The 16,266-nt window shown below is 52.0% G+C and carries 12 protein-coding genes; 3 read left to right on the top strand and 9 right to left on the bottom strand.

The window, feature by feature from the left end; genetic code table 11:
• Positions 1 to 31 precede the first annotated feature (31 nt).
• Positions 32 to 937 carry a dihydrodipicolinate synthase family protein gene (locus P2W74_RS01355; protein ID WP_276295280.1) on the top strand — a complete coding sequence of 302 codons (906 nt, stop codon included), beginning with the start codon at positions 32 to 34 and terminating at the stop codon, positions 935 to 937.
• 53 nt (positions 938 to 990) lie between these two features.
• Here the strand turns inward: P2W74_RS01355 and P2W74_RS01350 are convergent, their stop codons facing one another.
• The 9 genes from P2W74_RS01350 to asd all read right to left on the bottom strand — a co-directional run bounded on the left by P2W74_RS01350 (position 991) and on the right by asd (position 14,517).
• Positions 991 to 1,746, bottom strand: coding sequence for an IclR family transcriptional regulator (locus P2W74_RS01350; protein ID WP_276293620.1), 756 nt, complete (start codon positions 1,744 to 1,746; stop codon positions 991 to 993).
• Between the two features lie 195 nt (positions 1,747 to 1,941).
• Positions 1,942 to 2,931: a PstS family phosphate ABC transporter substrate-binding protein gene (locus P2W74_RS01345; protein WP_276293619.1), complete on the bottom strand. Its 990-nt coding sequence runs from the start codon at positions 2,929 to 2,931 to the stop codon at positions 1,942 to 1,944.
• A 407-nt stretch (positions 2,932 to 3,338) separates the two neighbouring features.
• A complete protein-coding gene (locus P2W74_RS01340; protein ID WP_276293618.1) occupies positions 3,339 to 3,701 on the bottom strand; it encodes a hypothetical protein in 363 nt (120 codons plus the stop codon).
• 70 nt (positions 3,702 to 3,771) lie between these two features.
• On the bottom strand, positions 3,772 to 6,219 hold the full coding sequence (glgP, locus tag P2W74_RS01335; protein ID WP_276293617.1) for a glycogen phosphorylase: 2,448 nt from the start codon (positions 6,217 to 6,219) through the stop codon (positions 3,772 to 3,774).
• Positions 6,220 to 6,238: 19 nt separating this feature from the next.
• A complete protein-coding gene (gene glgA / locus P2W74_RS01330; protein ID WP_276293616.1) occupies positions 6,239 to 7,672 on the bottom strand; it encodes a glycogen synthase GlgA in 1,434 nt (477 codons plus the stop codon).
• Complete coding sequence (glgC, locus tag P2W74_RS01325) at positions 7,672 to 8,967, bottom strand: glucose-1-phosphate adenylyltransferase (RefSeq protein ID WP_276293615.1); 1,296 nt, start codon at positions 8,965 to 8,967, stop codon at positions 7,672 to 7,674. Before glgC ends, glgA begins: the two co-directional genes overlap by 1 nt.
• Positions 8,968 to 8,984: 17 nt before the next feature.
• The gene (gene glgX / locus P2W74_RS01320) at positions 8,985 to 10,958 is read right to left on the bottom strand and encodes a glycogen debranching protein GlgX (RefSeq protein ID WP_276293614.1); all 1,974 of its coding nucleotides are present in this window, start codon (positions 10,956 to 10,958) and stop codon (positions 8,985 to 8,987) included.
• Positions 10,955 to 13,141: a 1,4-alpha-glucan branching enzyme gene (glgB, locus tag P2W74_RS01315; protein ID WP_276293613.1), complete on the bottom strand. Its 2,187-nt coding sequence runs from the start codon at positions 13,139 to 13,141 to the stop codon at positions 10,955 to 10,957. The genes glgX and glgB overlap by 4 nt, the downstream gene beginning before the upstream one ends.
• A 269-nt stretch (positions 13,142 to 13,410) precedes the next feature.
• Complete coding sequence (asd, locus tag P2W74_RS01310) at positions 13,411 to 14,517, bottom strand: aspartate-semialdehyde dehydrogenase (RefSeq protein ID WP_276293612.1); 1,107 nt, start codon at positions 14,515 to 14,517, stop codon at positions 13,411 to 13,413.
• Between the two features lie 191 nt (positions 14,518 to 14,708).
• On the opposite strand from asd, the gene yhgN reads away from it, so the two are divergent.
• Together yhgN and P2W74_RS01300 are read left to right on the top strand one after the other, a co-directional pair.
• Positions 14,709 to 15,302 carry an NAAT family transporter YhgN gene (yhgN, locus tag P2W74_RS01305; protein ID WP_192614255.1) on the top strand — a complete coding sequence of 198 codons (594 nt, stop codon included), beginning with the start codon at positions 14,709 to 14,711 and terminating at the stop codon, positions 15,300 to 15,302.
• Positions 15,303 to 15,753: 451 nt separating this feature from the next.
• Positions 15,754 to 16,200, top strand: a complete 447-nt coding sequence (locus tag P2W74_RS01300) for a hypothetical protein (RefSeq protein WP_276293611.1) — start codon at positions 15,754 to 15,756, stop codon at positions 16,198 to 16,200.
• Positions 16,201 to 16,266 lie beyond the last annotated feature (66 nt).

The following is a 16,266-nucleotide window of genomic DNA, read 5'->3' as shown; positions in this document are numbered from 1 at the left end:
TTTTAGCCCACCTGCTTTTAAGGATAAATACATCATGCAAACAGAAAAATTTAAAGGCGTCTTTCCGCCCGTACCCACTATTGTCAATGCGCAGGGAGAATTAGATAAGAAAGGGATGGCGACTTTGCTCGATCATCTTATTGATAACCAGGTCGATGGCGTATTATTGCTGGGGAGCGGTGGTGAATTTTGCCACATGACAAAAGAGCAGCGCCTTGCAGCCGCCGAGTTTTGTGTCCAGCACATCAATCATCGAATTCCGGTCTTGTTAGGTATCAGTAGCACCAGTACACAAGATGTGATTAATTACGGTCAGCATGCCGATCGCCTTGAAGTTGATGCGGTTCTGGTCCTCAATCCTTATTATGCGAAGCTGACTGATGACTATATTTATCATCATTTCAGAATGGTCGCAGAGAACATCAAATCACCGGTAATCCTTTATAACTTTCCGGCACTCACTGGTCAGGACCTCAGCATCGAATTAATTACCCGACTCGCACATGACATTCCCAACATTATTGGGATAAAAGACACTGTGGATAATATTAGTCATATCCGTGAAATTATAAATACGGTAAGACCGGTTCGCCCTGATTTTGTTGTTTTCTCTGGCTATGATGAATATATGATGGATACGTTGATCATGGGGGGAAATGGAGGTATCCCTGCGACCGCTAACTTTGCCCCGCAGTTAACCTGTGGAATTTATCGTGCATGGTGCGAAAAAGAATATGAAACCATGTTTAACCTGCAACGCAGACTGTCTGCATTATCAACTATCTACAGTCTGGACACCCCTTTCTTCGGGATTATCAAAAAAGCAATCCGGCTCAGCGGCATCGATATATCGGTGGAGGTTATGCCCCCGGTACAACCTGCAAATGATGAAAAAATCGTGAGTCTGAAAAAGGTATTACATCGCGCGGGGTTGTAACATGATAAGCGGGCTTAACGCCCGCCCTTTGCTGTCTGGTCCGGTCGAAAAGACTAGCGCAACATATATGACAGGCGGCGACTGGCATCCATCATCTGCGTCGCAAGCGATTCTCTTTTTTCATCAGGGATCTGGAATGCCACACCCGATACGCTCAATGCCGCAACCACTTTCCCCTCAGCATTAAATACAGGTACAGCAATGCAACGGACACCCAAAGAATCCTCTTCGTTATCATAGCCCCAACCACGTCGACGAATCCCAGCTAACTCTTGCTTAAGAATATTCACATCGGTAATTGTCGTATCAGTAAATCGGGTCAGAACCTGATCGGGAGGCAAAAGATCATCCAGCTCTTCATTGCTAAGCCAGGCAATAAGCACTTTCCCCAAACCTGAACTATGCAGAGAAAGGCGCTTCCCTTCCCAGCTACGTATTACTATAGCTTGTGGGCTTTCCAGCTTCAGAAGATAAATGGGCGAGTCGCCTTCAAGAACGCCAAGGTGACACGTTAAGCCTGTAGAATCGCGAATTTCTTCCAGTACAGGTAAAGCAATTTTTTTAATATCGTACTGTTCTGCGGCTTTATTACCTAATTCATAAAGGTGTAAGCCCAGATAATACTTATCTTTTTCCTGACGCAATAAGCCATGCGCAACCATACCAGTAAGTAAAGATGAGGTGCTGCTTTTTGCGATCCCTGAATTCTGGTGAATCTGTGTGAACGTCGCGCCATCGCATTCCATAAGATAAGCGAAGACACGCATAATTTTGTCGAGAGCAGGAATAGATGTTGTAATTTTTTTCATAATGTTATCAATTAATTATAATTAATTCTTTGAATACTATACACCACCTGACGGTTATTATTCCATATCAACGCACAATAACTGAGCATAAAAATAGGGCCCTAAGAGCTAACGCTTGTCAGTTAAGCTTTTGAAGAAGGCCGTAGCGCGTAGCGTTGCGGTTGCTTTTTTACTCCCCGTGGATATTGGCTTCCCCTAGTGCAACGTCTTATACAGCGGCACATACCCCACATCCTGCACCAGTTGCTGCCCCTGCGGGCTTAAAAACCAGTCCACCAGCTTTTGCGTTTCCGGCGTTGGTTTTTCCTGGGTGACCATATATGCCTCTACAATGTACGGATAAGTCCCGTTGCGGATATTTTCTTCCGTTGGTGCGATGCCGTTGATTGCCAGCAGCTTGATCTGTTTGCGCATTTTGAGCATGTTCGCGTTCATGCGCGTCACATAGTAGCGGAAGGTGTAGCCAATCGAAGAGGGCGTATTTTGGTAGTCAGCCACTTCCGTGATGAGTCCGCCCATCAGATCAACCACCGTCGATTTTTTGGCAGGTAACATCGGTGTCTCTTTCATCACCAGCCCCTGCATGACCGTCTGACTCCCGGAGTCTTCCGGACGCTGCCAGACTTTTATACGCTCATCGCGGCCTCCTGCTTTATTCCAGCGGGTGACTTTGCCACTGAAAATATCCTTAACCTGCTGTTCAGTAAGCGTATTAACTGGATTTTTTATATCAACGATAAAGACAAAGGCTTCCCGGGCGAAGGGCGTGTAGGTTAGTTTGACGCCAGCCTCTGCCGCCCGTTTCTTTTGCCCTTCAGAAGGTTGCGCGACAAAAATAATATCGGCAGTGCCTTTGATGAGATTGTCATACGCTTCAGGCGTCCGCGTCTGATACATATAATATTTTTCCCAGGCCGAAGAGGTACGAGCCGGGTCCGTCGGTTCGGGTACTAACTGGAAGTAAGCGGAAGCATATAACGGATACAAGGCCGTTGCGCCGTATACGCTCGGCCACTTTTGCCACTCATCGGTGTAACGGAAGGTCGGCTCTCCCCGTATACTGGTCAACTCACGACTCTCTTCTTCTCTTACGCTGTTGTAGTACCCTTCCCGATCTACGCAACCTGCCTGTAATAGCGTACATAACAGCAGAGCGCCTGTGTATTTTGATAATGTGAATTCCATTACGCTAAATCCTTTTTATCGATGATTATTTAATGGTCGGATACATCGGCACGTAGCTCATATATTTTACCAGGCTTTTCCCCAGGGACTTAAGAACCAGCACACCAAACCGCCAGTATCGGAATACCAAAAGAGGTCATCACCAGCGACGTCAAAATCCATTTCCTGCTTTCCATAACGCCTCCCATTCATCCTAAATATGAGCGAAATTCTAATTCACACTGACCATTGTTCTATCTGGGTTTTTTCTGAAACAGTGATGGAGGGGAAACCCCATTCTGGCTCGACTTCGGATAACAATAATAATGTAAACATGATTCACATGAGTGTTACCAGGGTATCTTCATCAACTTTCATATATAAATTTCACATGTATTATTCATTTTACAAATAATTTAGTTGTACTTTTACAGCACAAACCTATAAGTCACCACAAGCAGAAAAAACATCAGAAACAACTTCAGGATAAATTTTATTTTATCTATATGCGTTATAAAAGATTTTAATGGTTCTTTATCAATGTTTTGTTGGTTGTTTCGGGTATGAAATGAATATATTACACTTCCTAAAATATCTATTATGGCAAAACCACTTAAAAAACCGAAAGAACAAAAAAACAGCATCACCAGCAATTTTATTACAATGATACTATGAATATTCTGTGCATTATTTGCCAGGAACTCACCTAATAAAAGACTTATCGCGATGCCTAAAAACAATCTAAAAACTGCATTTTTATATAATTTAACAATCCCTGTTGATATTTCCACACTCCATCTCCAATTCCTGTAGCAATTGAAAAACGGGACCGTGTGGTCCCGTTGGCGTTAGAGAAACAACTTACAACCGCACCGAATCAATATGCCAGATGGTGTCGGCATACTCTTTGATCGTCCTGTCGGAGGAGAAATACCCCATATTGGCGATGTTAAGCATGGTCTTCGCGGTCCACTCTTCCGGACGCAGATACAGTTCGTCGACCTTATCCTGACAGTCAACATAGCTGCGGTAATCCGCCAGCACCTGATAGTGGTCGCCAAAGTTGATCAGCGAGTCCACCAGGTCACGATAACGGCCTGGTTCTTCCGGGCTGAACACGCCGCTGCCAATTTGCGTCAGCACCTGGTGCAGCTCTTCGTCTTTCTCGTAATACTCGCGAGGTTTGTAGCCCTTACTGCGCAGCGCCTCGACCTCTTCCGCCGTATTACCAAAGATAAAGATATTTTCCGCACCCACATGCTCCAGCATCTCGACGTTGGCACCGTCCAGCGTACCGATCGTCAGCGCGCCGTTGAGGGCAAATTTCATATTACTGGTGCCGGACGCTTCTGTTCCTGCCAGTGAAATCTGCTCGGACAGGTCGGCGGCAGGAACGATCACCTGCGCCAGGCTGACGCTGTAGTTAGGAATAAAGACTACCTTCAGCTTGTCGCCAATCAGCGGATCGTTGTTGATCACTTTCGCAACGTCGTTGATCAGGTGAATGATGTGTTTCGCCATGTAGTAAGCGGAAGCCGCTTTCCCGGCGAAAATATTCACACGCGGCACCCACTCGGCATCAGGCTCAGCCTTGATACGGTTGTAACGGGTTATCACATGCAGCACGTTCATCAACTGACGTTTGTACTCGTGAATACGTTTAATCTGCACATCAAACAGCGCTTTCGGATTCACCACCACATTCAGGTTCTGAGCGATAAGCAGTGCCAGACGTTTTTTGTTCTCCAGCTTCGCCTGACGTACCGCATGGTTGACCAGCGGGAAATCGCAGTGCTGTTCAAGCTCGCTCAACTGGCTGAGATCGGTACGCCAGGTGCGGCCAATGTTCTCATCCAGCACGTCGGAGAGCGGCGGGTTCGCCAGCGCCAGCCAGCGGCGCGGCGTCACACCGTTAGTGACGTTGCAGAATCGCGTCGGGAAGATCTTCGCAAAATCGGCAAACAGCGACTGTACCATCAGGTTGGAGTGCAGCTCGGAGACGCCGTTAACTTTGTGGCTCACCACCACCGCCAGCCACGCCATGCGCACACGACGACCGTTGGACTCGTCAATGATCGACGCGCGTCCCAACAAAGCGGTATCGTTGGGATACTGTTCCTGCAGGGTTTTCAGGAAGTAGTCGTTGATTTCAAAGATTATCTGCAAATGACGCGGCAGAATTTTACCCAGCATATCGACCGGCCAGGTTTCCAGCGCCTCACTCATCAACGTGTGGTTGGTGTAGGAGAAGACCTGGCAGCACACTTCAAACGCATCATCCCAACTGAACTTATGGTCGTCGATAAGCAGACGCATCATTTCAGGAATCGACAGCACAGGGTGGGTGTCGTTGAGGTGGATAGCGATTTTATCCGCCAGATTGTCGTAGGTTTTGTGCAACTGGTAGTGGCGACTCAGGATGTCCTGTATCGTCGAAGAGACCAGGAAGTACTCCTGGCGCAAACGCAGTTCACGTCCCGAGTAGGTCGAATCGTCCGGATAGAGAACGCGAGAAACGTTTTCGGAATGGTTTTTGTCTTCCACCGCCGCAAAGTAATCACCCTGGTTAAATTTACCGAGGTTGATTTCACTGCTGGCCTGCGCATTCCACAAACGCAGCGTATTGGTAGCATCGGTGTCGTAACCCGGAATAATCTGGTCATAGGCGACGGCCAGAATCTCTTCGGTTTCAATCCAGCGCGTCTTCTTGCCTTCCTGCTGGATACGTCCGCCAAAACGCACTTTATAGCGCTTGTTGTGGCGTTTGAACTCCCACGGGTTGCCGTATTCCAGCCAGTAGTCCGGAGACTCTTTCTGCCGCCCGTCGACAATGTTCTGCCGGAACATGCCGTAGTCGTAGCGGATACCGTACCCACGACCCGGCAGACCTAACGTTGCCAGCGAGTCGAGGAAACACGCTGCCAGACGCCCCAGACCGCCGTTACCGAGGCCAGGGTCGTTCTCTTCATCAATCAGTTCCTCAAGGTCTAGCCCCATGCCTTCCAGCGCGCCTTTGACATCGTCATAAATACCTAACGATAACAGCGCATTGGAAAGGGTGCGGCCAATCAGGAACTCCATCGACAGGTAGTACACCTGACGGGTTTCCTGTGACAGTTGAGCACGGTTAGAACGCAGCCAGCGCTCCACGAGACGATCGCGCACCGCGAACAATGTGGCGTTCAGCCACTCATGTTTGTTGGCAATGACCGGATCTTTGCCAATCGTAAACATCAGCTTATAGGCAATAGAATGCTTAAGAGCCTCTACGCTGAGTGTGGGCGATGCATAAGAAAATGGAGCATTCATATAAGTGATTCCTGGATAACTATTTCAAACGATAGTAAAGCTCGCGGTACGACTTCGCCGCGACGTGCCAGCTAAAATCCATGGCCATTGCCTGCCGTTGCACAAACCGCCAGAGCGAAGGGCGGGACCACAACACGAAAGCCCGTCTAATCGCTCTTAATAGCGACCAGGCGTTACTATCTTCAAATACAAACCCACTGGCGATACCGTCCGCCAGGTTTTCCAGCGAACTATCAGACACCGTATCAGCCAGCCCACCGGTGCGCCGCACTAGCGGCAGCGTGCCGTACTTCAATCCATATAATTGCGTTAAGCCGCACGGTTCAAAGCGGCTGGGCACCAAAATCACATCCGCGCCGCCCATAATGCGATGCGAGAATGCCTCATGATAGCCAATCTGCACGCCGACCTGGCCTGGGTGCTCCGCAGCCGCCGCGAGGAAACCTTCCTGCAATACCGGATCGCCCGCACCGAGTAACGCCAGTTGCCCGCCCTGCTCTAACAAACCCGGTAAGGCTTCCAGCACCAGATCCAGCCCTTTCTGGCTGGTCAGGCGGCTGACGACCGCAAACAACGGGGCCTTGTCATTGACCTTTAACCCCATCGCAATCTGCAACTGCCGTTTGTTTTCCGCTTTCTCTTCCAGCGAATCACGCGTATAGCGTGATGCCAGCAGGAGATCGGTTTCCGGGCTCCAGATATTCTCGTCCACACCGTTCAGCACGCCGGACAGACGTCCTTCACGATGCCGCTGCTGCAGCAAACCTTCCATCCCATAGGCAAACTGCGCTTCGGTGATTTCACGTGCATAGGTCGGACTGACCGCCGTGATATGGTCGGCGTAGTACAACCCCGCCTTCAGGAATGAAATCTGTCCGTTAAACTCCAGCCCATGCACATTAAAGAACGACCATGGCAATTCGATGTCATCCATATGCTTTGCATAAAACATGCCTTGATATGCCAGGTTGTGTACGGTGAACACCGATTTCGCCGGATGGCCGCGCGCCGCCAGATAGGCCGGTGCCAGACCTGCATGCCAGTCGTGCGCATGCACCACATCCGGGCGCCAGAATGGATCAAGTCCGCAGGCCATTTCACATCCGACCCAACCCAGCAACGCAAAACGCAGCACGTTATCGGTGTACGCAAATAAGTTGGTGTCGTGATACGGGCTCCCCGGACGGTCATACAAATGGGGCGCATCAATCAGGTAGATACCAACACCGTTGTAATGACCGAACAGCAGCGTGATCCTTCCTGCGAAGGTGTCGCGTCGGGTAACCACCTTTGCATCGGTTACCCCCCGACGAATGTCAGGAAATGCAGGAAGCAATACACGGGCATCCACGCCATCCGCAATTTGTGCCGCGGGCAATGCGCCAATCACATCCGCCAGCCCCCCGGTTTTCAACAGGGGGAACATCTCTGAACATACATGTATAACCTGCATTATCGCTCCTGGTTGACCTGCAGTTTGCGCAGCATCTCACGCGTGACCAGCACAATGCCTTCTTCTGAACGGTAAAAACGTCGCGCATCCTCTTCCGCGTTTTCACCAATCACCATGCCTTCCGGGATCACACAAGCGCGATCGATGATGCAACGGCGCAAACGGCACGAACGTCCAACCCAGACTTCTGGCAACAAGACTGCCGAATCAATGTTACAGAACGAATTCACCCTCACCCGCGGGAACAGAACCGACTGCACCACCACCGAACCGGAAATAATACAGCCGCCGGAAACCAGTGAGTTGAGCGTCATCCCGTGGCTGCCGGAGCGGTCCTGCACAAATTTCGCGGGCGGCAACGGTTCCATATGCGTACGGATTGGCCATTCCTGGTCGTACATATCAAGCTCAGGCGTGACAGAGGCCAGATCGAGGTTGGCTTTCCAGTACGCTTCCAGGGTTCCGACATCGCGCCAGTACGGCTCGGCATCCGCGTCAGACTGCACGCAGGACAATGGGAATGGATGCGCAAAAGCCAGGCCAGCTTCGGTAATTTTCGGAATAATATCTTTGCCGAAGTCGTGGCTGGAGGCGTCATTCTCATCATCTTCCGCCAGCAGTTCGTAGAGGTAATCGGCATCAAAAACATAGATGCCCATACTGGCGAGGGACCTGGTCGGATCGTTTGGCATCGCTGGCGGGTTCGCCGGTTTTTCCACGAACTCGATAATTTTGTCGGTCTCATCAACAGCCATCACGCCAAACGCGCTGGCTTCTTCGATAGGCACCGGCATACATGCCACGGTGCAACGCGCCCCTTTCTCAACATGGTCTATCAGCATGCGAGAGTAATCTTGCTTATAGATGTGATCGCCCGCGAGGATCACCACATATTCCGCTTTATAGCGACGAATGATGTCCAGGTTTTGGGTGACGGCATCTGCGGTGCCGCGATACCAGTTTTCGCCCTGCATCCTTTGCTGGGCGGGCAGCAAGTCAACAAACTCATTCATCTCTTCACTGAAGAATGACCAGCCGCGCTGAATATGCTGCACCAGGGTGTGGGACTGATACTGCGTGATGACGCCGATACGGCGGATCCCGGAGTTAATGCAATTGGATAACGCAAAATCGATAATGCGGAACTTGCCGCCAAAGTGAACGGCTGGCTTGGCGCGTTTGTTGGTTAAGTCTTTTAGACGGGTACCACGGCCACCGGCCAGGATCAGGGCAACAGATTTCAATGGCAGCTGGCGCGCCAACATTAAACGATCGTTTTTCTCTAAACTCACCATGACTAACTCCTTTTTTATCATCTCTGGAACACACACAGTCCGTGCGCAGGTCCCTGCCAGACAGCCGTAATCACTGGATTATCCTCTCCAGCAAATGGGGGAATAGCGCGCCATTCCCCTTCAGGTAAAACGATATCTGTTACCTCAAGCGTGGCGTTTATTGCGATCAGAAAACGACCCGACAGCAAGATTTGCATCTGTTTCGGTCCGTTTTGCCACTCATCCGCACTCAAGGGTTGTGCGTACTGATTAAGCCACTGAACATTGCCGTCGTTCTCTTCCCACCAGCGATCCCCGGTTAACGCAGGGATCTTCTGGCGAAGATGAATCAACGCGGCAGTGAACATGGTTAACCCACTGTTCGCCTGCTGCCAGTCCAGCCAGGTTAAGGCATTATCCTGACAGTAAGCGTTGTTGTTGCCATGCTGGCTGTGACCATGCTCATCGCCCGCAAGCAACATTGGCGTCCCCTGAGAGAGCAGTAACGTCGTCAACAGGGAATGAATACTGTCGCGCCGCCGTTCAATCAGGTCTAACGTACCGCCTAATCCTTCTTTACCATGATTGTTACTATAATTGTTGTTGGTGCCGTCGCGATTTTCCTCACCGTTTGCCTCATTATGTTTCTGATTGAAACAAACACAGTCTCTGAGCGTAAATCCATCATGCGCAGTAACCAGATTCACTGTTGCGCTGGGTTTACGGCCATTGCGTTTAAACACATCGCTGGAGGCGGCAAAACGCTGCGCAAAATCACCCGACGACAAATTGCGTTGCAACCAAAAGCGCCGGGCTGCGTCGCGGAAATGATCGTTCCACTCGGCAAACGGTGGCGGGAAATTACCGACCTGATATCCCCCTTCACCGATATCCCACGGCTCAGCAATCAGCTTGATATTTGAAAGCAACGGACAGCTTTTGATGGCGTTAAACAGCGGCGCATCCTGACGAAACTCAGGCGTACGCCCCATGACGGAGGCCAGATCAAAACGAAAACCATCAACATGGCACGTCTCAACCCAGTAGCGCAGGCACTCGCACGCATACTCCACCACGCCGGGATGGCTTAAATTGAGCGTATTACCACAGCCGGTCCAGTTGTGGTAATCACCATCCTCCTTAATCCAATAATAGCTACGGTTGTCAATTCCGCGCAGGGAGAAGAACGGACCGTCGAGATCCAGCTCCGCGCTATGGTTGAGAACAATGTCGAGAATGACTTCAATTCCGGCTTTATGCAGCGCTTTCACCGCGTCACGAAACTCATCAAGCGCAGTGTCCGGGGAGCAGGCATATGCCGGATGCAGCGAGAACATCGCCATGGGGTTATAGCCCCAGTAGTTCGACAGCCCCAGCCGTTGTAAACGCGGTTCACTGGCGAAATGCAACACCGGCAACAACTCCAGGGCGGTGATCCCCAACTGTTTGAAATACGCCACCATCACCGGATGACCGAGTGCCTTGTAGGTGCCGCGTATCTCCTCCGGGATCCCCGGATGTAAATACGTCAACCCCTTCACATGCGCCTCGTAGATCACCGAATTGCCCCACGGCGTGCGCGGTGGGGTATCGTCTTCCCAGTCATAATGGTCGGCCACCACCACGCATTTTGGCGCGAAGGCGGCGCTGTCACTGCGATCCGGCGCGTCATATCCGCCATGTAACGCTGGGTGATCTTTCAGTTCGCCTTCCACCCGGCGGGCATAGGGGTCAATCAGCAATTTCGCCGGATTGAAAAGCAGCCCCTGCTCAGGTTTCCACGGACCATACACACGATAACCGTAACGCAGACCGGGTCTGGCATCGGCCAGATAACCATGCCAGACATCGCCGCTCCGCCCCAGTAGCTCATACCGCTGCTCGCCCCCCTGCGCATCGAAAACACACAGTTCTACGCGCGCGGCATGCGCTGAAAAGAGCGTAAAGTTAACGCCACGACCATCGTAAGTTGCACCATGCGGCGTGGCATTGCCGATGGCCAGTTGGCTCATTCCCCCTCCCGCATCAGCCAGATGGTGGCTAACGGCGGCAAGGTTAGGCTCAGTGAGTGCTGGCGACCGTGGCTGGCAATTTCATCGCTTTGTACGGCTCCGCCATTGCCGGTATTACTGCCGTGATAGTGCATGGAGTCGGTATTCACTATCTCGCGCCATTTCCCCGGCTGATTAATGCCGAAGCGATAGCCAGGACGTGGGACCGGCGTAAAGTTGCTGGCGACAATAATTTCGTTACCTGCTTTGTCCCGACGGGCAAAAATCAGCACCGAACGTGCGTTGTCGTCCACCACCAGCCATTCGAATCCATACCCATCAAAATCAACCTCATGCAGCGCTTTATGGTGACGGTAGGTATGGTTCAGATCGCGCACCAGCCGTTGGACGCCGTGGTGCCAGTTGTCGCCGCCTTCCAACAGATGCCAGTCAAGGCTGGCGTCGTGATTCCATTCGCGTCCCTGGGCAAACTCATTGCCCATAAACAGCAGTTTCTTGCCAGGGAAGGCCCACATCCAGCCGTAATAGGCACGCAGGTTGGCAAATTTCTGCCAGGCGTCGCCAGGCATACGATCAAGAATGGATTTTTTGCCGTGGACCACTTCGTCATGCGACAGTGGCAGAACAAAGTTTTCGGTGTAGTTGTACAGCATGCCGAAGGTCAGCTTATCGTGATGATACTGACGATGGACCGGATCCAGCTTCATATAGTCCAGCGTGTCATGCATCCAGCCGAGGTTCCATTTGAACCAGAAGCCCAGCCCCCCCATGTCCTGCGGGCGAGAGACCCCCGGAAAATCCGTAGACTCTTCCGCCATACTGACCGCGCCGGGCACCTGTTCGCCCAGAATACGGTTGGTATTGCGTAAAAATTCGATCGCTTCGAGGTTTTCGCGACCGCCATACTCATTGGGGATCCACTCACCTTCTTTGCGGCTGTAGTCGCGATAAATCATCGACGCGACGGCGTCCACGCGCAGCGCATCAATTCCGAAACGTTCAATCCAGTACAGGGCGTTACCGACCAGATAGTTACTGACTTCGCGACGACCGTAGTTGTAGATCAGCGTATTCCAGTCCTGATGGTAGCCTTCACGCGGGTCGCTGTGTTCGTACAGGTCGGTGCCGTCAAACTCCGCCAGACCAAAGTCGTCTGACGGGAAATGCCCCGGCACCCAGTCGAGAATGACGTTCAGCCCCGCCTGATGCGCGGCATTGACGAAGTAACGGAAGTCGTCGCGCGTACCAAAACGACGCGTCGGCGCATACAGGCCGGTCGGTTGGTAGCCCCAGCTGCCGTCAAACGGGTGCTCATTAATCGGCAGTAACTCAATGTGCGTGAAGCCCATCCACTTCACGTAAGGAATCAACTGATCTGCCAGCTCACGATAACTGAGCCAGAAATTATTGTCGGTGTGACGACGCCAGGAGCCGAGATGCACCTCATAAATGGAGATGGGTGCGTCGAACTGATTGGCCTGTTTGCGCGCCTCGCTCTGGACGACCTTTTCCGGCAAACCGCAAATGAGCGACGCCGTTTCCGGGCGCATTTGCGCCTCAAACGCATAGGGGTCGGCTTTAACGCGCAGGCGGCCATGTGCGTCGATCATTTCGTATTTATACAGCTGACCATTTTGCGCGCCGGGGATAAACAGCTCCCAGATGCCGCTCTCTTTGCGCAGACGCATTGGGTGGCGACGACCATCCCAGTAGTTGAATTGTCCGACCACCGAGACGCGCCGGGCGTTAGGCGCCCAGACGGAGAAACGCGTACCGGTAACACCGTCCATCGTATCCGCATGCGCCCCCAGGGTTTCATACGGACGCAGATGGGTGCCTTCAGATAATAACCAGGCATCCATTTCCTGGATCAGAGGGCCAAAGCGATAAGGATCATCGATCAGATTCTGTTGTCCATGCCAGACAACAGCGAGTTGATAGCGGAAGACATTTTTACGCCGGGGCATTACGCCGCAGAAAAAACCACGTGAGTCGAGGCATTCCAGATTGCCGACTTTACGCCCGGTTTTAGGTTCAATCACCCACACTTCGGTGGCGTCAGGTAATAGGGCACGGACCTCAAGTCCAGCGTCAGTTTGATGCATACCGAGTACGGAAAAAGGATCCGCAAAGTGGCCTGCAATAAGCGCATTAATCACGTCTCTATCGATACGAACGGACATGGTTGTCATCCTGTTTTATGGTGTCGCCCCTTCCAACTGATCTTCGACATCAGGTAGCGACACTTCTTTGACCTGAACGGCGCAGCACACTGTGCATCCTTTCTGCTCCGTCCTACCTCCAGGCAAGGTCTAAATACGCACCGTATTTAGCCACCCTTAAAGAATAGCCAATGCTTTATCTAACTCCTGGTAAATAATGAAACATCGCGTTTACTCCTGTATTACGCAATAAAGGGGTGACTCAGCACCCCTGTATATTTAACACACTGTTAGGCCAACTGACGCAGCATTCTGCGTAGCGGTTCTGCAGCGCCCCACAGCAGTTGATCGCCGACGGTAAACGCTGACAGGAACTCGGGTCCCATATTCAGCTTACGCAGACGCCCTACTGGCGTGGTTAGCGTGCCGGTAACGGCCGCCGGGGTTAACTCACGCATCGTGATTTCACGATCGTTGGGTACGACTTTCGCCCACGGGTTATGGGCCGCCAGCAGTTCTTCCACGGTCGGAATAGACACATCTTTTTTAAGTTTGATGGTGAACGCCTGGCTGTGGCAGCGCAGCGCGCCCACGCGCACGCACAGGCCATCGACCGGGATCACGGAGGCGGTGTTGAGGATCTTGTTGGTTTCCGCTTGTCCCTTCCACTCTTCACGGCTCTGGCCGTTATCAAGCTGTTTGTCGATCCACGGGATCAGGCTGCCCGCCAGCGGTACGCCAAAGTTATCAACCGGCAGATCGCCGCTACGGCTCAGGGTGGTGACTTTACGTTCGATATCGAGGATCGCAGAAGACGGGGTCGCCAGTTCCTCGGCCACATGACCATACAAATGGCCCATCTGGCTCAGCAGTTCGCGCATATGGCGTGCGCCGCCGCCGGAAGCGGCTTGGTAGGTCGCGACAGACACCCAGTCCACCAGATCGTTGGCGAACAGGCCGCCAAGCGACATCAGCATCAGACTCACGGTGCAGTTACCGCCGACGAAGGTCTTAATGCCTTTGTTTAAGCCGTCGGTGATGACATCCTGGTTAACCGGGTCGAGAATGATGATGGCGTCGTCTTTCATACGCAGTGAGGAAGCGGCATCAATCCAGTAACCCTGCCAACCGCTTTCACGAAGCTTTGGATAGATTTCGTTGGTATAATCGCCGCCCTGACAGGTCACGATGATATCGAGCGCCTTCAGCGCTTCCAGATCAAACGCGTCCTGAAGCATGCCGGTGGAGGTCGCACCAAACGTCGGTGCCGCCTGCCCGAGCTGGGAAGTAGAAAAGAAAACAGGGCGAATGGCGTCGAAGTCGCGCTCTTCAACCATGCGTTGCATGAGAACAGAACCGACCATACCGCGCCAGCCGATAAAACCAACATTTTTCATAGCGTTTTTTTCCTGCAGAGATGTGTGCTGTGTATGCTAACCAGTATCCTACTGGCCTATCCTTCACCATACAAAAAGCAGCCAAAGTCGCAAGTGAAATTAATCAATGATAGCGAAGCCATCAGTAATGCGACTTATCCCGCTGCGCAAACAAGCAGAAAGTCCGTATTGATTATCTGGGAATTTGACTTATGAATGAAATCATTTCGGCGGCAGTTTTGTTGATCTTGATTATGGATCCGCTCGGAAATCTGCCCATTTTTATGTCCGTACTGAAACATACCGAACCCAAACGCCGTCGCGCGATTATGGTTCGTGAGCTGTTCATTGCGCTGTTGGTGATGCTGATATTTCTGTTTGCAGGCGAGAAAATTCTGGCATTTCTTAACCTGCGCGCAGAAACCGTGTCGATCTCCGGCGGTATCATTCTGTTCCTGATCGCCATCAAGATGATTTTCCCCAGCGCCACCGGGAATAGCGCCGGGCTTCCGGCGGGTGAAGAGCCGTTTATCGTACCGCTGGCGATCCCGCTGGTTGCAGGCCCGACAATCCTCGCATCGTTGATGCTGTTATCGCATCAGTACCCGAATCAGATGGGGCATTTGGTGATTGCGTTGCTGATCGCCTGGGGCGGTACCTTTGTGATTTTGCTGCAATCGTCGCTGTTTTTACGCCTGCTGGGCGAGAAAGGGGTTAACGCGCTGGAGCGTCTGATGGGGCTGATTCTGGTGATGATGGCGACCCAGATGTTCCTGGATGGCGTTCGGATGTGGATGAAGGGGTGACGTTGTGCCGGGTGGCGCTTGCGCTTACCCGGCCTACGGTGTCGATATGTGCTCGTGTGTAGGCCCGGTAAGCGCAAGCGCCACCGGGCAATCAACACCATGAATGTGTTTTTAAGAAACACCTCAAGCATTTAAGTCGCTGAAAAAACGTATTTTCATTTCTGCGAAGCGCCTTCCGGAATGCCCTCTTGTCAGCCTCGCGGATAAGCATTATCTTCTCGCTGCGCCTGCAAAATCAGGTGCCAGAATTAGCCTTCTGAAAATCCTCATCGGTGACGCAAGTATTTTTGTGTCGCACGCTTAGCTACACTTCAATGGTGGGCCGGGCGGGGGCGTCGTAAGACGCGCCGGTATCCGATGAGGCCGGTAAGGCTAACCCTGCCCGGTTCTGCCACCCATGGAGATTAGCCTCTCCAGTGGCGGATGAAAATCACTCATCGGAGGCTGCCTTATGGCGACTACCCCTCTCTTTTCACACGCTTTATTTACCCTGCCCTTTAGCCATGCCACGGATTTCACCGAGCTGGCAGATAACTGCGAGCGTTTTGTCGAAGGGCTTGTTGAATGTCATGACCCGGTTGAAAAACTGGCGATTTGCGCGCGTCTGTCGGCCTGTCTCGCGTTATTGCAACCGACGCTGGCGGAACCCGTACCGCAACACCTGCAAGCCAGCCTGACGGTGGAAACATTACCGACCCGTTCTCCCCTCTTCGAGCCTGAACCCGATCAAATGGGGCGTTACTGCCAGTTATTAACACTCTTACTGATGAGCAAAACGCTTTCTGATGATATGGAACGGATTGCGGGTGATTTGCTACAGGATCTGGTGGGATATTTCGCCGATACGCTGAAAGCGCCGCGTTGGTTGAAAACCGAGGATGGTGTGGTGATGCTGTAAAAAAGCCGGGTGGCGCTCGCGCTTACCCGGCTTACGGTCTGAATATGTGCGTGAATCCAGGCCCGG

Source organism: Citrobacter enshiensis (assembly GCF_029338175.1).
Lineage (GTDB): Bacteria > Pseudomonadota > Gammaproteobacteria > Enterobacterales > Enterobacteriaceae > Citrobacter_D > Citrobacter_D enshiensis.
This window is presented reverse-complemented; position numbering and strand designations above follow the sequence as displayed.